The sequence below is a fragment of the Anaerocaecibacter muris genome (genome assembly GCF_943192945.1).
GTDB lineage: Bacteria > Bacillota > Clostridia > Christensenellales > Pumilibacteraceae > Anaerocaecibacter > Anaerocaecibacter muris.
This window is the reverse complement of record NZ_CALPCE010000001.1, coordinates 1-21,172: the sequence shown is the minus strand read 5'-3', so window position 1 is coordinate 21,172 and position 21,172 is coordinate 1. Positions and strand designations below refer to the sequence as shown.

17 protein-coding genes are annotated in these 21,172 nt (G+C 53.1%); 6 read left to right on the top strand and 11 right to left on the bottom strand.

The features are described from left to right. Positions 1-289 precede the first annotated feature (289 nt). Together NFR57_RS00085 and argH are read left to right on the top strand one after the other, a co-directional pair. Positions 290-1,498, top strand: coding sequence for an argininosuccinate synthase (locus NFR57_RS00085; protein WP_251181796.1), 1,209 nt, complete (start codon positions 290-292; stop codon positions 1,496-1,498). Positions 1,499-1,979: 481 nt separating this feature from the next. Next, positions 1,980-3,353: an argininosuccinate lyase gene (argH, locus tag NFR57_RS00080; protein WP_251181795.1), complete on the top strand. Its 1,374-nt coding sequence runs from the start codon at positions 1,980-1,982 to the stop codon at positions 3,351-3,353. Between the two features lie 74 nt (positions 3,354-3,427). Here the strand turns inward: argH and NFR57_RS00075 are convergent, their stop codons facing one another. The 9 genes from NFR57_RS00075 to NFR57_RS00035 all read right to left on the bottom strand — a co-directional run bounded on the left by NFR57_RS00075 (position 3,428) and on the right by NFR57_RS00035 (position 14,308). Then, positions 3,428-3,754: a sporulation initiation factor Spo0A C-terminal domain-containing protein gene (locus NFR57_RS00075; protein WP_251181794.1), complete on the bottom strand. Its 327-nt coding sequence runs from the start codon at positions 3,752-3,754 to the stop codon at positions 3,428-3,430. 614 nt (positions 3,755-4,368) lie between these two features. Next, positions 4,369-4,542, bottom strand: coding sequence for a 30S ribosomal protein S21 (rpsU, locus tag NFR57_RS00070; protein WP_251181793.1), 174 nt, complete (start codon positions 4,540-4,542; stop codon positions 4,369-4,371). A 114-nt stretch (positions 4,543-4,656) separates the two neighbouring features. Continuing rightward, complete coding sequence (locus tag NFR57_RS00065) at positions 4,657-5,850, bottom strand: Ger(x)C family spore germination C-terminal domain-containing protein (protein ID WP_251181792.1); 1,194 nt, start codon at positions 5,848-5,850, stop codon at positions 4,657-4,659. Further along, entirely contained in the window at positions 5,847-7,037 is a 1,191-nt protein-coding gene (locus NFR57_RS00060; RefSeq protein WP_251181791.1) for a GerAB/ArcD/ProY family transporter, read from the bottom strand. Before NFR57_RS00060 ends, NFR57_RS00065 begins: the two co-directional genes overlap by 4 nt. A gap of 63 nt (positions 7,038-7,100) precedes the next feature. After that, a complete protein-coding gene (locus NFR57_RS00055) occupies positions 7,101-8,513 on the bottom strand; it encodes a spore germination protein (protein WP_251181790.1) in 1,413 nt (470 codons plus the stop codon). A gap of 264 nt (positions 8,514-8,777) precedes the next feature. Beyond that, positions 8,778-9,866, bottom strand: a complete 1,089-nt coding sequence (locus NFR57_RS00050; RefSeq protein ID WP_251181789.1) for a D-alanine--D-alanine ligase family protein — start codon at positions 9,864-9,866, stop codon at positions 8,778-8,780. A 106-nt stretch (positions 9,867-9,972) separates the two neighbouring features. Further along, on the bottom strand, positions 9,973-10,758 hold the full coding sequence (locus tag NFR57_RS00045) for an undecaprenyl-diphosphate phosphatase (protein WP_251181788.1): 786 nt from the start codon (positions 10,756-10,758) through the stop codon (positions 9,973-9,975). 86 nt (positions 10,759-10,844) lie between these two features. Next, complete coding sequence (locus NFR57_RS00040) at positions 10,845-12,926, bottom strand: nucleoside-diphosphate sugar epimerase/dehydratase (protein ID WP_251181787.1); 2,082 nt, start codon at positions 12,924-12,926, stop codon at positions 10,845-10,847. A gap of 98 nt (positions 12,927-13,024) precedes the next feature. Beyond that, the gene (locus NFR57_RS00035) at positions 13,025-14,308 is read right to left on the bottom strand and encodes a phosphohexomutase domain-containing protein (RefSeq protein WP_251181786.1); all 1,284 of its coding nucleotides are present in this window, start codon (positions 14,306-14,308) and stop codon (positions 13,025-13,027) included. Positions 14,309-14,491: 183 nt separating this feature from the next. Between NFR57_RS00035 and NFR57_RS00030 the strand changes: the two genes are divergently transcribed. From NFR57_RS00030 to NFR57_RS00020, 3 genes are all read left to right on the top strand, one after another. After that, positions 14,492-15,205, top strand: coding sequence for a COG2426 family protein (locus tag NFR57_RS00030; protein ID WP_251181785.1), 714 nt, complete (start codon positions 14,492-14,494; stop codon positions 15,203-15,205). Between the two features lie 10 nt (positions 15,206-15,215). Further along, on the top strand, positions 15,216-17,042 hold the full coding sequence (gene glmS, locus NFR57_RS00025; protein ID WP_251181784.1) for a glutamine--fructose-6-phosphate transaminase (isomerizing): 1,827 nt from the start codon (positions 15,216-15,218) through the stop codon (positions 17,040-17,042). 116 nt (positions 17,043-17,158) lie between these two features. After that, entirely contained in the window at positions 17,159-18,379 is a 1,221-nt protein-coding gene (locus tag NFR57_RS00020) for a cofactor-independent phosphoglycerate mutase (protein ID WP_251181783.1), read from the top strand. A 105-nt stretch (positions 18,380-18,484) separates the two neighbouring features. Here the strand turns inward: NFR57_RS00020 and murI are convergent, their stop codons facing one another. Then, entirely contained in the window at positions 18,485-19,210 is a 726-nt protein-coding gene (gene murI, locus NFR57_RS00015; protein WP_251181782.1) for a glutamate racemase, read from the bottom strand. 64 nt (positions 19,211-19,274) lie between these two features. Next, on the bottom strand, positions 19,275-20,048 hold the full coding sequence (gene gpr / locus NFR57_RS00010) for a GPR endopeptidase (RefSeq protein ID WP_251181781.1): 774 nt from the start codon (positions 20,046-20,048) through the stop codon (positions 19,275-19,277). Positions 20,049-20,250: 202 nt separating this feature from the next. Here gpr and rpsT point away from each other — a divergent pair, with 202 nt between their 5' ends. Then, positions 20,251-20,805, top strand: coding sequence for a 30S ribosomal protein S20 (gene rpsT, locus NFR57_RS00005; protein ID WP_251181780.1), 555 nt, complete (start codon positions 20,251-20,253; stop codon positions 20,803-20,805). The last annotated feature ends 367 nt before the right edge of the window (positions 20,806-21,172 follow it).

Genomic DNA, 21,172 nt, shown 5'->3' with positions numbered 1-21,172 from the left:
TTGTGTTATTGTACCATACCCCCCCCCCCCCTTGTCAAGCGAACGCGCCTTTGCGCGCGCTTTTAAGCCTGTATTTTTTATCCCAAAAGGCGGTTCGGCAAGGGTTTAGCCGTATAACGGCGGCGGCGCGGGCTTTTAGTTATGCACAGCACGGGCGAGCGGACGCGCGCAATTTTGCTCGGTATTTTCCGCGCGATATATCGGCAATGCGCGCGGTTTTGATTGCTATTTGACTTATAATGATGTATAATATTCGCGTAAACTTACTTTTTAAGGAGAAGTACATATCATGGCAAAAATGAAAGTTGTTTTGGCTTATTCGGGCGGTCTGGACACGACCATAATTATCCCGTGGCTCAAAGAGAATTACGACTGCGAAGTTATCGCCGTCGCCGCCGACGTCGGTCAAGGCGAGGAGCTTGCGCCGCTCAAAGAAAAAGCGGCAAAGAGCGGCGCGGAAAAACTTTACATCGAGGATTTAACCGAGGAGTTTGTCACCGATTGCATTTTCCCCACCATTAAGGCGGGCGCGGTGTACGAGGGCAAGTATCTTTTGGGCACGTCATTCGCGCGTCCCGTTATCGCCAAACGCTTGGTCGAAATTGCCAAGAAGGAAAAGGCGGACGCTATTTGTCACGGTTGCACGGGCAAAGGCAACGACCAAGTGCGGTTCGAGCTGTCTATCAAGGCGCTCGCGCCCGATATGAAAATAATTGCGCCGTGGCGGATTTGGGACATCAAGTCGCGCGACGAGGAAATCGATTACGCCGTTGCGCACGGGCTGGACGTGCCCGTTACAAAGGCGCATAACTATTCCATGGACCGCAATCTTTGGCACCTCTCGCACGAGGGCAGCGACCTCGAAGACCCCGCCAACGCGCCCAAAGACGAAATGCTGCTTATCAGCAAGCCCGTTAAGGATACGCCCGACGCGCCCGAATACGTTTCTATCGATTGGGTCAAGGGCGTGCCTGTCGCCGTAAACGGCAAAAAGCTCGCGCCCGTCGCGCTCATAGAAACGCTTAACGAAATAGGCGCGCGCCACGGCGTGGGCGTGGACGACATGGTAGAAAACAGGCTTGTCGGCATGAAGTCGCGCGGCGTTTACGAAAACCCCGCAGGCTCCATACTTTACGCCGCGCACAAAAACCTCGAAGAAATTACGCTCGACCGCGACACCGCGCATTTTAAAGAACACGTCGCGCTCAAATTCGCCGACCTTGTTTACGACGGCAAGTGGTACACCCCGCTCCGCGAAGCGTTGTCCGCATTCGTGGACAGCACGCAGGAGTATGTCACGGGCAATGTAAAACTCAAACTGTTTAAGGGCAAGATTACGCCCGCGGGCATGACTTCGCCCTACTCGCTGTACGACGAGGATATTGCCACGTTCGGCGCGGACGAGGTCTATGACCAAAAGGACTCGGCGGGCTTTATCAATCTTTTCGGCTTGCCGCTTAAAGTGCGCGCCAAAATGCTCGAAAAGAATAAAAAATAAGTCGGCAAGAAAACTTTACGCATGTGAATTTTAAGCGTTAATTGCAATGTCTTTTTCCCCATCATTTCGACTGAAGTGCCATGACTTTACGCATGCACTTAATCGGGTGAAAACTCAATCGGCAATTTCAGTAAACACACGAAAGAAATCCAATCTTTGATTGGAGGAGAAATCAAGGCGTAAGCCGCACCAAGCACAGCTTGGATTTCTGCCGTGTGTGGGCTTTGACCGTTTATTGTGTTTGCTCCCGAATAATTGCGTTACGTTAACATGACAAGCGTAACGGCTTGTCCACTCTGCGGCGGTTCGCCTGGATTCCTCGACAAGCTCGGAATGATGGGGGTTTGGGCTTTACACTCCTATTATACGACATAGCACACAAAGACGCGCCAAACCCTTTCTCTCATCATTTCGACCGTAGCGAGCATAGCGAGCGAAGCGGAGAAATCAAGGCGTCAGCCGCACTTTAAAGGATCTATTTATGAAACTATGGTCGGGCAGGTTTACTGCCGAACTCAACGAAATAGCGGAGTTGTTTAACGACTCGTTGGCGTTTGACCGAACGATGTACCGTCAGGACATTGCGGGTTCGGTTGCGCACTGCAAAATGCTCGGCAAATGCGGCATAATCGACGCGAAAGAACGCGACGCGATTTGCGCCGCGCTCGACGGAATTCTTGCGGATATAGACGGCGGCAAGCTGGAAATAGTCGGCGCGGAGGATATTCATTCGTTCGTAGAAAACGAGTTGGTGCGGCGCGCGGGCGACGTCGGCAAAAAACTGCACACGGCGCGCAGTCGCAACGATCAAGTCGCGACCGACATCAGGCTGTATTTGCGCGACTGTATCGACAAAACCGTCGCCCTGCTGAAATCGCTTGCGCGCGCGCTCACGGACAAGGCGGACGCGGAAAAACTAACCGCCATGCCCGCATACACGCACATGCAAAAAGCTCAACCCACGACGCTCGGACATTATCTGTGCGCGTATGCCAACATGTTTGTGCGCGACGCCGACAGGTTTAAGGACTGCCGCAAGCGCGTAAACGTTTTGCCGCTCGGGAGCGGCGCGTGCGCCTCGACCACGTTCCCTATCGACCGCGAATACACGGCGAAGCTGTTGGGCTTTGACGGCGTTACTCAAAACTCGCTCGACGGCGTGAGCGACCGCGACTTTGCGATTGAATATCTGTCGTGCGCGGCGCAAACAATGTTGCACCTGTCGCGCATCAACGAGGAGTTTGTGTATTGGTCGGGCGAGGAGTTCGGGTTCATTGCCCTGCCCGACGAATACAGCACGGGTTCGTCCATCATGCCGCAAAAGAAAAATCCCGACGTAAACGAACTGTTACGCGGGAAAAGCGGGCGGGTCGTCGGCGACCTTGTTACCATGCTTACCGTAATGAAAGGTCTGCCGCTCGCCTACAACAAAGATATGCAAGAGGACAAAGAACCGCTGTTCGACGCGGACGCGACTTTGGAACTGTCGTTACGCGTATTTACGGCGTTTATAAATAAAGTCGGGTTCAACCGCGCCGCGCTCAACGCCGCCGCCGCAGGCGGATATTCGTGCGCGACCGAGTGCGCGGACTATCTTGCAAGCCGCGGCTTGCCCTTCCGTTCGGCGCACGAAGTTACGGGCAGGATTGTACTGTACTGCGTCGAAAACGGCAAAACTTTGCAAAACATGACCGTCGAAGAATATAAGCAATTCAGTCCGCTGTTCGACGGCGGAATATTGACTGCCGTCCAACCGCAAAGCGCGATCGCGCGCCGCAACGTTATAGGCGGGTGCGCGCCGAGCGAACTCGACAGACAAATAGCAACGTTGCGCGCCGAGTGCGACAGGCTGTAACGCCGCGCAACAACTCGGTTATTTACAGTCACGTACAAAAGCGTCCGACGCGTCGGGCGCTTTTTTGCGCCCAGCTATGCGTATTGTTCGCTTTGCAAAGCTATATAGTTGGAGAACATGGACAGAATTTCCTTATTGCCCGTGTCTTTAAAATCCATACCGAAAAGCCTGCCTATGGCGGAGCTTGCGCTCGAACTTTCTATAAGCCTGCGCAAGTTTTTTTCTACCGAACTTTTGGTGCAGTTGCAGTCGAGCGCGACGCGTCTGTATATGCTTTCGATCGTGGCGTTGCGATCGTCGGAATACAGCTCCACGCACATGCAAAACTGATTGAACCCTTTTAGCGAGGTGCGAAACCCCGTCTTGACCATAGTGCCGACAATAAAATCATGCCGTTTCATAATATGACCTCCTAAAATGATCTCGACCGCAAAGCGCGCCGCCCGCCGCGCGCAGACGGCAAATAAATGCGGCTTAACGCAACGTTTATTCCCGTCTTGTGCGCCCTTGCGAAAATGCTCGCAAACGGCCGTAAAAGTGAAGTAATACAATTAAACCGCATTTTTCGACCGTTGTCAACCCGTTTCAGTATGATATTTTTGTAAACATTTAAGACCTTTTATGCACCGCAACATGCTGTTGTCTGCGGCGCGATTAAGGTAATATATGTTGTGGTCGGCGCAATAGAAAAGCGGCGCCCGATTTTCGGTAGACGCCGCGAAAATAAATTTATGCCGCGAATCTTGTCGCGGTAAATTCCTTTTACTTTGAGTCGGAGCACTGTCAGCCGTTCGATAAAACGTATAAAGCAAGCGTTGCGCTATTGCTTGAAAGATGCGATTAAGCATCGATAAGCGATAGCTGCGCTTTTGCTTTAACAAACAATCAAGCGCGTTAAGCGCGGAGGCGCGGCATAGACAAGGAAGTCCGAGCGGCGCACGACGGGAGTTTACACAGACGTAAATGACCGAGGGCGACGCGATGGCTGACGCCGTATATGCCGATGCATACGAGCTTAACGAAAACGTTTACGGGCGGCTTCCTTCTTTTTCTTGCGCTTAACGGAGGGTTTTTCATAGTACTCCTTTTTGCGCATATCGCCCAAAATGTTATCCTTTTGACATTTGCGCTTAAAACGTTTGAGCGCGCTGTCGAGCGATTCGTTTTCGCCTACGCGGATTACTGCCATTGTTCACACCTCCTTCGTTCCGAGAACTCCGATTTAACCTGTTCAGTTTATAACATTTTCCGCCGTTTGTCAAGCGTTTTTTACACGCCTTTACGACAATATTATTACTTCGATTTATCTTAAAATCACTTCGACTACGAACTCGACGTTCACGTTGGCGGGCAGATACGATTGACTGAAAAACTTCGGCATAAAGCGGTAAAACTGTCTGCCTATAAACAGCGGGTCGCACTCCATGTCACTCGCGGTTCGGTACGCCGATTCCATTTCCTCTTTTATCGCCTTGGCAAACCCGTCGCGCACCGCCTTTTTAGCCGCGCCCGACTTGTCCGCGTCGAGCGCGTTGAACTTGTCGCCGTTCGGCTCGATATACGCTTTGAGTTTGACCGTCGCCGAATACGGCTTGACTTTGATATTGACGTACTTTTTGAGCAATCGCCCCGTCACGTTTTTTATATCCTCGCCGTCAAACTCCACGTCGGCGGCGACTATGCCTTTTTCGACAGGCGCGCTCACCCACGCCACGCCGCGCGCCGCAGTATTGTCCAAAATCCCCGCGCGTCCGTCCTTGTTGTACAGCGCGAGCCGCTCCACTTTCATGCCCGTCGGTTGCGCTTCGCCCGCGCCGCCGCCTTTACTCTCGCCGCCGCCCGAACTGCCCGAACCGCCGGAACCGCCCTGTTCGCCGCCCGACGACGCGCCGCCGCCTTGACCCGCGTCCTCGCTTTGTATCATTTCCACGAGCGGAATATACGCGCTTTCGGACGCGCTTCCGAGGTCGGACAGAAAACCCAACAACGTGTTAGTCGCAACGTGCGCTTTTTGCGCGCCGTAAGCGATAAAGTCCGCGTCGGTCGCGCCCGTCTTTTTCATGAACGCAGTCAGGTCGCCCACAAGATCGCTCGCCTTGTCCTCCGCAGCCGACAAGTACACGTCCGCCGTGACGTCGGTAGACGACATCAGCTCGCCCAAAAGATCCGCGCTCGCGTCCTTGCCTACAATTACCATGGAGCAGTGCCCCAGCTCCGCGCGCCTGCCGAGCGCGGTATTAAGCGCTTCCACTGCCTCGGCGAGCGTGTCCGCTTCGACGGTGACGGTGTCTTTGCTTGTCGATCCTTGCGCCTCCGTCGGCATGACGTACTGCGCCGTAATGCTTACGCTCTCGCCGCCGTCCACGCCGATAATCTCGACGATAACCCTGCTGTTTACCTCCCGACTGCGCGACACCGTAGACGGCATGAACGCGACGAGAAAAGCAAAAGCAAACAGCAATATTTTATACACGATAAGTTTTTTCTTGGTCGTCATGAATCACGCTCCGCCCGATTGCGTTTGTTGCGTTGTACGAGCGCGCACGTTACGGCAAGCGTCGGCACGGCAATCGTGAACGCAAAGATTACGGCGGACGTCGGCAACGACGTTACCGCAAGCGAGAACAAGGTCCTGTCCGCAAGCGCAAACACCTGCGCGATATATACAAGCACCGTCACAGCGAGAGAAATCCAAAAGTGCGCGTTTTTGCCTATCACGAACGCGACGCACCGGCATGTCGCATAAAAGAACAGCGCGGCTTCGATAAATACGGATATGCTCCACAGTATCGATGAAAACATGTCTATTCTGCCGTAAACATTGCCTATGGAAAACTGCAAAATGTTGGACAGGTTGGTCGTGCTGTCGGCGAGCATAGGCACATTGCCGAACGCCGCGCTCATTATCATGGTAAAAAACACCGCGACGGCTGTGCCTATCGCGCCCGCGCCCGCGGCGAACGCGCCCGTGCTCTTTTTAAGTTTGGTTCGTCCCATAAACAGCACGAGCGGCGTAAAATCGCCTATCCACGCCGCATGGCGCATAAGCCCGTCGGTAAAGCTCTCGGGGTTTTGTAACGACGGAAAAATATTGGCAAGGTCGAATCCCGTCAGTATCACTATTACCGCAAGCACTGTCAGGCACGCGACGATAAGCGGCACAAGCAATTCGTTAAGCCGACATAGCGCGCGAAGCGTATGCACGCCCACAGCCGCAAAGAACACCAACAGCACGATTGTCATGAGCGATACGTTAAACCCGTTGAGTACGTTGTTGCCGTAAAACGCCAAAATTTCCGCGACCGCGGTGTTGAGTTTGAAGAACAAAAACAACCCTATAAGCGCGACCGCGATTTTGGCTCCGACCTTGCCGATAGTCGAACTCAACAGCGTGAAAAAATCGACCTCGCGCGAAAGGTACATTGCCGCTATCATAACGCCAAGCGCAACAAGGTCTATGCCTCCGCCTATCGCCATTGCTATATACGCGTCGCGTCCCGTCGTGCGTATTAGAAAGATTGGCAGTAGAAACATCTTCGTAGCTATTGCGAGTATAAATATAATCGCAATCAGCTGTCGGCTTGTCGCCTGTTTGCTCTCGGCGGTGTTGGTGCTGCCCGCGTCCTGCGCCGATTCGCCCGCGCCTATCTTGTTATTAACTTTTCCCGTGCTTTGTGCGTTCATAATATGTAGCCGACCGCGCGTCGGTTGCCGTAGCGGCACAAAACAGCGCGCGCGTTTACGGTATTATATTTGTCGGGTCGGGTTTTGATTGGGTATGCTTTTGGGTCGCTTTTTCATTGTCGTGAGCGGACCGCGTTCTATCGCGTCCTTAAAGTCGGAATACACGAGCGGCGCGAACGGCGCGAGATACGGCGAATCGTAAGCGTTGAGCGAACAGACGTAATGCAGTGCGAACAGCACGGCGAGTATAAGCCCGAACAGCCCGCACAGTCCGCCGATTAGCGTAAACGCCAAGCGCAGTATGCTCATAGGTCCTATAAGATTGGGCACGGTGAACAGCGCAATGGAACTCAACGCCGTTATCATTACCGCGGGCGAGCTGATTATTCCCGCGTTCACAGCCGTTTCGCCCAGCACGAGCGCGCCCACAATGCTCATCGCCATGCCCACGGCGCGCGGCATGCGCACGCTCGCTTCGCGTATGATTTCAAACAGCAACAGAACAAACAGCGTTTCGGCAAGCGGCGACAACGGCAACCCCTTTATTGCCGTCATCAATGTTATCATAAACCGAACGGGGATAAGCGTGTAGTGGAAGTTTTGCATTGCTACGTACAGCGCGGGCAACAGCGTCGCCAAAATCAGACCCAAGTACCGCAGTATGCGCACGAACGTGCTGTAAGGCGCGCGCTGATAGTAGTCCTCGCCCGATTGAAATTCCTCTATCAGCACAAACGGCACGGTCAACACCATGGGCGACCCGTCCACTACGAGCGCAACGCGCCCTTCGAGCAGTTTGGCGGCGACCACGTCCGGCTTTTCGCTGATACCCGTCTGCGTAAAAACCGAGTACGGCTTTTCTTCGAGGTACGGCACAAGATAGTGACTGTCAACAATGCCGTCGATGTCTATCTTTTTGAGTCGACTTTTTATTTTTTGCACGACCTGCGGCGCCGCGACAGAATTAAGATAGCACACCGCGACGTTGGTCTTTGTGCGCCTGCCTATTTCCATGCGGTCTATTGCGAGGTCGGGCGTTTTGAGCCGACGCTCCAACAGCGAGAGATTGGTTTTTAAATCTTCGATAAACCCCTCGCGCGGACCGCGCATGACCGTTTCGGTCGGAGGCTCCATAATGGCGCGCGTCGTGTATGAACGCGCGTTGATTACCGCATACCGCGCGTCGCCCTCCACGCACAACAGCATATCGCCGTTTAGAAGTTTGTTTATACAGTCCTGCACGTTCGAGGAAATTTTTATGTCGTATTCGAGCAGAGCGTACCTGTCGAAATCGTCGAGCGAGTCCAGCTTTTGTGCGCAGTTTTCCAACGCGTAAATAACCGCGCGAGGCACGCTCGCGTCGGATAGGTCGGGATTAACTATAACCGCGCCCAACAGCTTTCCGCACTTAAATTCGTGCGTAACTACGTTATTCGGCGTGGCAAACTCGCCCAAAATTCGCTCGACGTTTTCCATACCGATATTTTGCGGAACGCAACGCGCTATTATACGGGAACGGTGTATAAACACGAAATTGCGGCGGTGTATTGACTTTTCTTTATGCGGCTGTCGGCTTGATTTCTCCGCTACGCGCGCGAGGCGCGATACGGTCGAAATGATGGGAAAAAGGCACGCGCACTTCGATCGAAATAATAGGCGTGTAAAGCCAAATCACCCATCATTTCGAGCTTGTCGAGAAATCAAGGCGACCCGCCGCATACGGTTAAAGCCTTTTCACACTCACTTGCCTATTATCGGGCTTAACGGCGTATACGTGCGTTTAAGTTCGTCAAACCGCCGCTTGCGGCGCACGGCGCAGTCTATAAGCCTGTCAATCAGTTTGGAAAAAGTCATGTCGCTTTTGAACAGCGCGCACGACAACGACCCGGGGATTGTGTTTATTTCGTTGACGTACACTTGCCCGTCCTTGACGAGAAAATCCACGCGCGCAACGCCGCCGCACCCGACGGCGCGGAACGCGCGTTCCGCATGCTCGCGCACAACCGCGTTTACTTCCTCGCCGACTTCGGCGGGGATTTTGTGTCGCGTGGCTTTTACGTCGCCCGCGTATTTATCCGTAAACGTCAAAAAGTTTTTCCAGCCGACGGGCTGTTCGGTGTCCGACACGGTCAGTTCGCCGTCGAACTCCCCGTCGCCCAGCACGGCGCAGTTGACTTCTGTAAAATTTTCGAGCGCCTTTTCCACGACCGCGACGTCGTCCCACTCGAACGCAACGCGGAGCGCCGCAAACAGTTCGGTCTGATTGTGCGCCATGCTTATGCCTATGGAACTGCCGAGGTTACACGGCTTGACGATTACGGGATAGCCCGTAATTTCGTTTACGCCTTTGACCGCGACCGACGGGTCGGCGGAATATTCGGTCTTGTTTACCGATATATACGGCAAGACGTTAAGTCCCGCGCGCTCGAACACGACTTTCGATCGGAGTTTGTTCATACCGATAGCCGAAGCGGCAACGCCGCTGCCCGTGTACGGTATGCCGCACATTTCCATCATGCCCTGCAACGTGCCGTCCTCGCCGAGCATACCGTGCATACAAAGCAATGCAACGTCTATCTTGTACTCGCGTTTGTTCTTTTGATACAGATACGGTTCGCTCGGTCTTATATGTACGCGCTTGCCGTCGAACTTCATGCTCTTTACGGCGTTCACGCTCGAAAATCGCTTTGCGTCCGCCGCCCACCACGTTCCGTCGCCGTCGATATACACGCCGACGCATTTTTTGGAGCATGCCGACATAGCCTGCAAGCCCGTTATCACGCTAATGTCGTGCTCGCACGACCTACCACCGAAAAATACAGCAATCATATTTGTTTTATATGATTGCCGCGCGCATAATGTGAATTATTTGATTGTACGTTATTTTTATTGTACGTCGTCGATTGCGGGTTTAGAACAGCCCGCCGAATTTTTATTACAGAAAATATCCGAAGAAACAGCCGACGGCGACGGCGACCAAGTACAGCGAAAACCATTTAAAGTTGGCTTTTGCTATGAGTTTGAGCATAACCCGCACCGCAAAATACCCCGACGCAAACGCCGACGCCGCGCCGATAAATATGCTGAACCAGTCTATTTGCGCCATTGCGCCCGCTTGCGCCGCGTCCAGTACGCTCAAAAACAGCGACCCGAGTATTATGGGAATACTCATTAAGAACGAAAACGTTGCGACCTGTTTGGAGTCCGTGCCGGCAACCGTGCCGCCGAATATGGTCGAACCGGACCGCGACACGCCCGGAAACACGCCGACGCCCTGCATTACGCCCATGGCTACCGCGCCGCCCCAGCCGAGCTCTTGCGGCGATTTGTTGCGTTTTGCCAAAAACTCGCTAACAAGCATTATCACCGCGGTGAACAGGAAAAAGAAGCAAAGATATTTTGCCGTGGAAAAATACTGTTCTATATAATCCTTGCAAGTAAACCCGACAATGACCGCGGGAATACTCGCAACAACAAGCATAGCGAGCCGCTTAAACGGCTTTTTAAACAGGTCGAGAATAGGTTTGAACAATACGATTACGACGGCGATAAGCGTGCCCATATGCGCCATTATGTCGAACATAAGGTTGAACTGTGCGTTTACGCCGTTATTTAGCCCCATCAACTCGCGAACAAGTATCAAGTGTCCGCTCGACGACACAGGTAAAAATTCGGTAAATCCTTGAACAAGCCCCAAAATCATGGCTTGCCACCAAACCATATTCAATATACGCCTCCTCGTGCCGTCTAATCTATATTACGGCGCGGGCGCGATTATGCGCGCCGTAACGTTTTTTATATTCGGTTTTACGCAACCGCTTGCGTTTCGCCCGATGTCGGCGCGGTGCGCTCGCCTTGCTCAACCGTTTCGGCTTGTTCCGTTTCCGTCATTTTGGCTTCCGCCGCCGCGGCGCGCATGCTCGATTCGCGTTCCTTAATAGCCTGCTCACGCGCGGCGCGCGGCACTATGTCGAACACCTTTTTCTCTATGCCCGCCTCGTCCTCGCGTTCCGCTATCGCTTTAAGCTCGGCGAGATCGGCGTCGAATTTCTTTTTGTCTATCTTTTCGAGCTTGGTTACGAAAATTCCTTCGTGCATGGTTTTATCCACTTTTTCTTTATCGTAACGCAATTCTTCGAACAGCTTTTCGCCGGGGCGCAAGCCCGAAATTTTTATCTGTATGTCCTTATTGGGAACATAGCCGTTTAACCGAATTAGATTGCACGCAAGGTCGTAGATGTACACAGGATCGCCCATGTCCAAAACAAACACCTCGCCGCTCGACGCGAGCGCGCCTGTTTGCAGGACAAGCCGCACCGCTTCCGGTATGGTCATAAAATAACGCTTGATGTTTCGGTCGGTAACGGTCACGGGTCCGCCGTCGCGAATCTGCTTTAAAAACGTGGGAATAACCGATCCCGACGATCCCAACACGTTGCCGAACCGCACCGCCGCCATTTGCATTTTACCCTGCGACGCGCGGGTTTGCACAAGCATTTCCGCAAGGCGTTTGCTCGCACCCATGACGTTGGCGGGGTTGACCGCTTTGTCGGTAGATACGAGTACGAACCGCTTGACTCCCGCTTTTTGGCACTGTTCTATTACGTTTTTCGTGCCGAACACATTGTTCTTTACCGCTTCCGTCGGCGCGATTTCCATCATGGGAACATGCTTGTACGCCGCGGCGTGGAACAGCGTTTCGGGCTTGAACTTTTCGAGCACCGCCGCCAGCTTGTCCGCTTCGCGCACCGTACCCATTATAAGCGAGTACCGCGACGGGTCGTATTTTTTGACAAACTCTTGGTCGATATTGAACATGCCGTTTTCGTGCTGATCGAAAATGACAAGATGTTTACAGCCGAAATTGAGCGCCTGACGGCAAAGCTCCGAACCTATGCTGCCCGCGCCGCCCGTAACCATGACGACCTTGTCCTTTACAGACATGTCCACAAGTTCCTGCCGCACTTTAAATTCGTCCCTGCCGAGCAACGATTCAATTTTTATGTCGTGCAGAGTGAGCGACGTTGTGGCTATACCCTGCGCGTCGCTTATAGGCGGAAGCATTTTTATGGGGATATTGAATTTGGACAAGCGTTCGTATATGGTACGAAGCTGGGATTTCGTGAGGTCGGTTATCGCTATGACAAACACGTCCGGCTCAAAATGCTCGAAGATGGCTTCGACGTCGTCCAGTCCGCCCGCGACGGGGTTGCCGCCTATCGAACGCCCGTGCTTGTCGTTATCGTCGTCGATAAACGCGACGGGCAAATACCCTTCGTCGGGATTGATTATAAATCTGTTGTTTAGTACCGACCCGACGTTGCCCGCGCCGTAAATGATAGTGCGCTTGGGCGGTTCGCTTGCGCCCGACGACAGGTTGCCGCGCCTGACGTGCTTGACATACCCGACGATAAGACTGGAAAAACGCGGAATAGAGGTTAGCACAAGCGCAAACACGATATATATTACTATCTGCGTACCCCAAAGCTGAACGTTGAACGACGCGTCGAGTATGGCTTTTATTATAAATAAAATGACGACGGAAACGATATACGATCCGACAAACTTAATAAATTCTATGCGTCCCGCAAACTTCCACATTACGTTGTAACAGTTAAACAACGCCAAAAGACAGACGGGTATAGCCGTCATTATTATCATTATGGGAATTTCAAAGTTGGTGTAGTTTACGGGAAACGCCACCTCTTTGAACATAGCCGCGCGAGCCGCCCAGAACGACGCGAGGCAGAAACCTATATCGAGTATAAAAGTCAAAATAACGCCGCGGTAACGCAACGATAAAGCCCGCATATTGTTGGCTTTGTTTTTTATTCCTCGGGGCTTGCGCTCCGTCCGCCCGTCGGCGTTTTTTTTCGTTTGCTTTGCCATTATTCCTCGTTTCAGCCGTTTGCGCTGTTATGATAACACGTTTGCGTTATTTTGTCAAACCCGCAACGTCATTAGTTTGTTCAGTTATGCGGCGGAAATTACGATTTTCGAGTATTTATATATTTTTTGAATACTGCAAGCACTTCGTCTATCTTGCGCGCGTCCTCGCACTCGCACATTACGCGCACTTTGGGTTCCGTGCCCGACATGCGCACTATAAGTCTGCCTATGCCCGCAAGCCGAGCCGTGTAGTCCTCGATTAGCCCTATCATTTCCTTTTCGTACATTATGGACTGATCGGCGTATTCGGCGATAGCTTTTTGCGGGAAAAGGTTTAACTCCATAAATTCGCCGAGCTTGCCGTTTTTGTACAGCGTTTTCGTGAGAATCATGCTCGACATAATGCCGTCGCCCGTAGTCGCCTGCGGGTATACTATATAATGCCCGCTCTGCTCGCCGCCGAGGTTGTAACCTTTTTTGAACATAAGATCGCAAATGTACTTGTCGCCGACGGGCGTGCGAACAAGTCTGCGTCCGTCCTTTTCCAGTCTGCGTTCGAGCGCGGTGTTGGAAAGGATTGTTCCCACGACCACGTCGTCTTTTAACTGCATTTCCCTGCCGATATTGTACAGCACCGAATCGCCGTCCATGACCTTGCCGTCGAATACGAACGAGAGCCGATCCGCGTCGCCGTCATAAGCAAAACCGAGTTTGTAGTCCGTTCCGACCATGGAGTGAAGCACGTAATCGGGGTGAAGCGCGCCGCACCCGCAGTTAATCTTTTCGCCGCGAAGTTTAAAGTTTTCTATTTCCACCGACGCGCCCAGCCGCTCGAACGCCTGTTTCGCCACGGTCGAAGCCGCGCCGTAACCGCAGTCGAGCCACACCTTTGCGCCCGTCATGTCGTAATCGACCGTTTCCACAAGATAGTCTATATACTGTTTTTGCGCGTCGGCAATTTCGCACACCGACCCGACGGCGCGCATTTCGGTGGGGTTGTCGATATAATATTCGATACTGCCCTCTTGCTCCTCGCTCAACTTTACGCCGTTGCCGTCGAATATTTTAATCCCGTTGTATTCGGGCGGGTTGTGCGATGCGGAAATTACTATGCCGCACAGCGCGTTGTACTTGATTGCCATGCGCGCGATTGCGGGCGTGGGCAATATTCCTACGGTAAGAACTTCCGCGCCGCCGCGTTTCAGTCCGCTGACCAGCGACTCTTGAATTTCAGGTCCGGATACGCGCGTATCTCTGCCGACGACCACTTGACCTTTTCCGAAGTAAGCGACTATCGCAAGCCCCACTTTGTACGCAAGATCTGCGTCCAAATTGTCGCCGTATTTGCCCCTGATACCGTCCGTTCCGAAATATTTACCCATGAGTATTGTACGCCTCCCAACGCTACGGATATTATTATATGAATTTTTGACATTAAAAGTATATTATATTTTGCGGATATTGTCAATATTATAGTTAAATTTTTTTGGATTTAACCGCTTATAAAGCCGCAGTGCGGCGATTTTGTTGACATAAACGCCGATTATTGCTTATAATATATCGGTATGGACGCATTTATCGAAAGTATAGGCAACGCCATGAACAACGCGCTGGGCGCGCCGCTTGCCGTAATACTGCTGTCAATTATACCTATCGCCGAAGCGCGGTTTGCCATACCGTTCGGCATGAGCGCGGGCATGGGGCTGTCGCCGCTCGAAGCGTTCGGCTATGCCTTTTTGGGATCGTCGCTTATCGCGCCGATACTGCTTATAGTGTTTATACCTATAATCAACGCGCTGTCGCGCACCAAGCTGTTTTCCAAGCTCGGCAAGTTTTTGTACGACAAGTTCGAAAAGAAATCGCGCTCGCTTAAAGACAGCCCGCAAGTCGAGCAAACCCCCGGCGAAGTCGGCGGCAAAAACAAAAAGTTTGCCGTCACCAAAAGCGACGTAAAAAAGATGGGCGGCGTGGCGTTGTTCGTCGCCGTTCCCCTGCCGCTTACGGGCGTATGGACGGGCAGCGCTGTCGCGTCCATACTGAAAATAGGCTTTGTCAAATCGCTCATCGGCGTGATTGCGGGCAACGCGGTCGCGTGCGGCATAATTACGCTTATAACCTATCTGTTTAAAGATTACGTGACGTGGATCACTTTGGCGTTTTTTATTATAGCGGTGCTCGTCGTACTGTTTTTAATAATTAAACTTATAATCTACAAGCCGAGCGACGCGCAAAACGGCGCGAACGCCGACAACGACAATTCCGATTCGTCTTTGCAATAAGGAGCTATCTATGTGCGGAATTATAGGTTACTCGGGCGGCAAGCAAGCCGCGCCCATACTGCTTAAAGGGCTGGAACGCCTCGAATATCGCGGATACGATTCGAGCGGCATAGCCGTTACCGACGGCGGTGCGATTAGCGTCGTGAAAGCCGTGGGCAAGATTAAAGCTCTCGACGAAAAAACAAACGGCGGCAAAACCCCGCACGGAACGGTGGGCATAGGACACACGCGCTGGGCGACGCACGGCGTGCCGAGCGACGTAAACTCGCACCCGCACGTGTCGCAAAACGGCATGTTCGCCGTCGTGCACAACGGCATAATCGAAAACTTTGCCGAGCTTAAAGCGGAGCTTATCGCGCAGGGCGTCAAGTTTGCGAGCGATACCGACAGCGAGGTTATCGCCCAGCTTTTGCAATATTATTACGAAGGCGACGAACTGGACGCCATACTCACCGTAATGCGCCGCATAAGCGGGTCTTACGCCGTGGGCATACTGTGCGCGGACTACCCCGACGTCATTTACGCTATCCGCAAGGACAATCCGCTCGTAGTGGGTCTGGGCGCAAACGAAAACTTTATCGCGTCCGATTTTGCCGCCGCGCTCGAACATACGCACGACTTTGTTCAGCTCGGCGACGGCGAAATAGCCAAGCTCACCGCGCACGCGGTCACATTTTACGACGGTGACGGCAAGCCGTTGAAAAAAACGCCCTACCGCGTGGACTGGGATATTTCCCAAGCCGAAAAGGGCGGCTATCCGCATTTCATGCTGAAAGAAATTTACGAACAGCCCCGCGCGATCACCGCGACGGTGCGTCCGCGCGTTAAGGGCAATCAAATTGTTCTCGACAAAATAGCGTTCGACGCAAAGAATGTCAACAGGATAGAAAAAATAGACATCGTCGGTTGCGGCTCTGCGTACCACGCGGGTATAGTCGGCAAAGCGTTTATCGAAAAATATTGCCGCATACGCGTTAATTGCGAGCTTGCGAGCGAATACGTTTACTCCGACCCCATTACCGACAACCGCACTCTCACCGTTATTATCAGTCAGAGCGGCGAAACGGCGGACACCCTCGCCGCGCTTCGACTCGCCAAAAAACGCGGGTCGCACACGATAGCGATAGTCAACGTCGTCGAAAGCGCGATTGCGCGCGAGGCGGACGACGTACTGTATACCTACGCAGGACCCGAAATTGCCGTGGCGACGACCAAAGGTTACACGACGCAGGTCGCCGCGCTCTACCTCGTGGGGCTTAAAATCGCCAAGATAAAACACACCGTTTCGGATGCGCGCTATTCGGAAATGCTTAAAGAACTCACCGAGCTTCCCGACAAAATCACCCGCGCGCTCGCCGACATCGAGCAGATTAAAAATTACGCCGACGAATACGCCGCGCATAAGTGCGTGTTTTTTATCGGGCGCGGCACGGACTACGCCGCCTCGCTCGAAGGCGCGCTCAAACTAAAAGAAATTTCGTATATCCACGCCGAGGCTTACGCCGCGGGCGAGCTTAAACACGGCACGATTTCGCTAATAGAAAACGGCACAATCACGCTCGCGCTCGTCACGCAGTCGGCGTTGTATTCCAAAATGCTGTCCAATATAAAAGCGGTGCAGTCGCGCGGCGGCACGGTGCTTTCCGTCGCCTCGCCCAAGAACGAACAAATACGCGAAAACTCGGACGGCTTGCTCCTTATTCCCGACTGCGACGATGATCTCACGCCCATACTGACTGCGGTCGTTTTGCAGGTGTTCGCCTATTACGTAGCCGCCGCGCGCGGGTGCGACATAGACAAACCGCGCAACCTCGCAAAGTCGGTCACCGTGGAATAACAAACCGCGCCCGCGAAAAAAGCGTACTGCGGTCAACCTATTTCGCGCGCGGGTTTCGGTCTGCATATTCGGCTACCCTGCTTTCGACCCGCGGCTTGCGGGCATAGGAACTAACCATGAAAAAGAAATACCTTACGATTTTGTGCGACGGCATGGCGGATTACCCCGACGAGCGCGGGCTTACGCCCATGGACGAAGCGCGCAAGCCTACTATGGACATGCTGTGCAATTCGGGCGTTATCGGACTTGTCAAAACCGTGCCCGACGGCATGAAAGCGGGTTCGGACGTTTGCAACCTTGCCGCGCTCGGTTACGACCCGCGCGACTGCTATACCGGCAGATCCCCGCTCGAAGCGTTGTCTATGGGCATACGGCTCGATCCTGCCGACGCTACGTTGCGAGTAAACCTTGTAACGCTGTCGGACGAGCGCGAACTGTCCGACCGAACCATGATAGACTATTCGGCTGGCGAAATTTCGACAGAGGAAGCGGCGCAACTTATTTGCGCGTTGCAACCGCTGTTCGGCGAATACGGCGCGGAACTGTATTCGGGCGTAAGCTACCGCCACGCCGCCGTCATACGCGGCGCGGGGTTGAGCGGAACGGAATTTACTCCGCCGCACGACATTACGGGCAAGCCCGTAAAAAACAGCTTGCCCAAGAACGGCAAGAGCGAAATTTTTACGCGCATAATCGAGCGTTCCGCACAAATACTTAAAACACACCCCGTCAATGTTGCGCGCGTAAACAGCGGCAAAAATCCCGCCGACTCGGTGTGGTTTTGGGGCGAAGGATCAAAGCCCGAGCTTACCGACTTTGCGACAAAATTCGGAAAAACCGCAACCGTAATTTCGGCTGTGGATTTGGTAAAAGGCATAGGCAAAGCGGGCGGCATGAACGTAATCGATATTCCCACTGCGACAGGCACGGTTGACACAGATTATCAAGCCAAAACCGAAGAGGCAAAACGCGCGCTCGCCGAGTGCGATTACTGTTTCGTCCACCTCGAAGGACCCGACGAGTGCGGGCATCAGGGCGACCGCGGCGGCAAGATTACCGCAATAGAGCGCATCGACGAACGCGTTTTAAAACCGCTGTTAGCCTATCTAAAAGATAGCGGCGCGCATTTTGCAATATCGGTCATGCCCGACCACGCAACGCCGCTGTCCGTGCGCACGCACACCAAAGAACCCGTGCCGTTTTTGATCTACGACAGCGAGCGCGCAATTAACGGCGGTGCGCAACGCTTTACCGAAAAATCCGCCGCGCAATCGGGCGTGTACTTGGAAAACGGTTACGAAGTAATACAGGTTTTATTCGGAAACAAACAAATATAACTTATATAACGCGTCGCGCATCGGCTTGTTTACGGTGCGCGACTTTTATATCCTTTTATAGTCTATATATCGCACATCTTATAGTCTATATATCGCACATCATTGTTACACATCGCGGACATAAGTGGAATAGAACCGTATGCCGCCGCCCACGCCGATAGGCGCGGTCAAATCCGAAATAGCGAGGCAATAACGCAAGCGCTCCGCCGCGCCCGTCGCGCCGTCGTAAATTTTGACATCGCCGTCGTAAGCCTCGCGTATCAAATCCGCGATGTATGTATAATGCGAACAGCCGAGGATAACCGCCTCGGCGTTTTTGTACGGCGCGAGTACGTCGCGCACAAACGGCGCGATTGCGCGAATATCGTCGGTGTGATCTTCTATCAGCTTTGCAAGCTCGGGCACGGCAAGCGGGATAATCTTGCCGTCGCAATTATCGACGAGCCGCGCGAACTTTGCGGAATTGTATGTAGCGGCGGTGACGAGCGCAACGGCTTTGCCCGATTTGCCCAATTCCCGATAACACGGTTTTACCGCGGGTTCCAGTCCTATGACGGGGCGCGCGGAAAACAGCGCGCGAATATCGTCTATCGCGGTGACGGTCGCGGTGTTGCACGCCACGACGAGCGCTTTGCAATTCATGGAAAACAGCCGCTCCGCGCTCTGCAACGCGGCGAGCCGAATTTCGGCGGCGGGCTTCACGCCGTAAGGCATACGGGCTTCGTCCGCAAGATAAATAAACTTTTCGTCGGGCATAAGCTCCGCGCACTTGCGCAGTACGTTCAGTCCGCCCACGCCGCTGTCAAACACGCCTATCGGATTTGCACGCATAACATTGTATTTATGCCGCGCGCGGCAAAAGCGTTACCGCTTCCGCCGAAATTTCATACTGTTCTCATGCCCCGACGGCGAACGCGCCGTTTATCGCGCCCGATATAATTTTCGCGCAGTCCTCGACGAGTATATCCACGTCCTTGGGCGTTACTATCATATCGCCCGCGCCGCCCTCCGCGGCGGAACAGAACTCGCGCGCGATCGTGGACGAATACACAACGAGCGGCACACCCACGGACACTACCCTGAACCCGAGCGATTTTTCGTCCAGCCTGCGCCTGTGATTTTCCACTCCGCTCCCCGGGGTTATACCGCTGTCAGTCACCTGAAAAGCCGAGGCTATGCGGCTCGGCGCGGCGGCGGTGAGCGCGTCTATAACGAGCACCGCGTCGGGCTTTATGCGGTCGGCTACGGCGGAAATAATATCGTAGCTCTCTATGCCCGTCATGCCAAGCACATTTGGCGTGAGCGCGCATAAATATTTTTTGTCGTTGAGATGACGCGTAACGGTCAAGCGTTTAAACACCCTGTCGCCCAGCGCGTCCGCCGTAAGATCGGGATTGCCCAACCCCACCGCGAGAATTTTGTCGCAGTCTTTAAGATAGCCTTTTAAGCACGCGCCGAGCGCGTCCGACACCCTGCCGTATTCCTCCGTCCTGCCCGACAGTACGGCGGGCGTTTCGAGCGTTGCGTATTTGCCGCACGGCTTGCCCAGTTTTTTGGACAGCTTGCCGTCCACGTCCACTTCGTAATAGCGGATAAGACCGTCGTCGCGCACGTGCTTGTGCCTGTAAAACTCCACCGCCATATCCGTATATCCCGCGTTTTGCCTCATAAAATTATTGTTTGTAAAAGAAAAAAATTTAAACGCATTGCGACAAACAGTTGCAAAAGTTTATTTTGTATGCTATAATACGAATTGCAATTAAACGCTATAGGTTAATCACGCGCATATCCGTCGGCAAAAACCCTCTATTTTATGTCTGCGGCAGTGATAATCAGGCAAAACAAAAAAAAGCGATAAAAGGAGTAATATCGTGCCCAACATCAAATCCGCGAAAAAACGCGTACTGATTACCAAAAAGAAGAACGCGCGCAACCGCGCCGACCGTTCCAGAGTCAACAACGCAATCAAAGCGTTCAATAAAGCTATCGACACCGCCAACATCGAAGAAGCGGAACGCCTGCTTCCCATCACCGTGTCCATTATCGACAAGGGTGTTACTGCGGGCATCATGCACAAAAACGCCGCCGCCAACAAAAAGTCGGCTATTTCCAAGCGTTTGAGCGACATTAAGAGCGGCAAAGTTACCGTTGTCGTCAAAAAGGACAACAAGACCATCGCCGCCGAAAAAGCTCGCGCCGCCAAAGAAGCGCGCGAAGCGGCTCGCGCCGAATTCCGCGCCAAACAGCTCGAAAAGGAAGCGGAAAAAGTCGAGCAGAAAAAGAAAAAAGCGGTAAAGGAAAAAGCGGAAGAAAAGCCCGCCAAAGCCGAAAAGCCCGTTAAGGAAAAAGCGCCCAAAAAGACGACCAAGAAAGCGGAAGAAAAACCCGCCGAAGCGCCCGTCGAAGAAGCGCCCAAAGCCGAATAATTTGGAAATTATTTCAAACAATTACCGCCCCGATTTTTTCGAGGCGGTTTTCTCTTGCTATTTTCCCCATCATTTCGACCGAAGTGAGCGTAAGCGAACGTAGCGGAGAAATCAAGGCGTAGCCGCACTTGTTATTGTTCCGCCGAACTCTGCGGCGGTTCGCCTTAATTCCTCGACAGGCTCGGAATGATGGGTGGTTGGGGCTTTTACTCTTATGATAAAAGATGTTTATATGTTATACAAAGCGCACGTGCCGTTCCCCCATCATTTCGACCGAATTGACCGCGCCGTTTCCCCATCATTTCGACCGAAGTGAGCGTAAGCGAACGTAGCGGAGAAATCAAGGCGTAGCCGCACTTGTTATTGT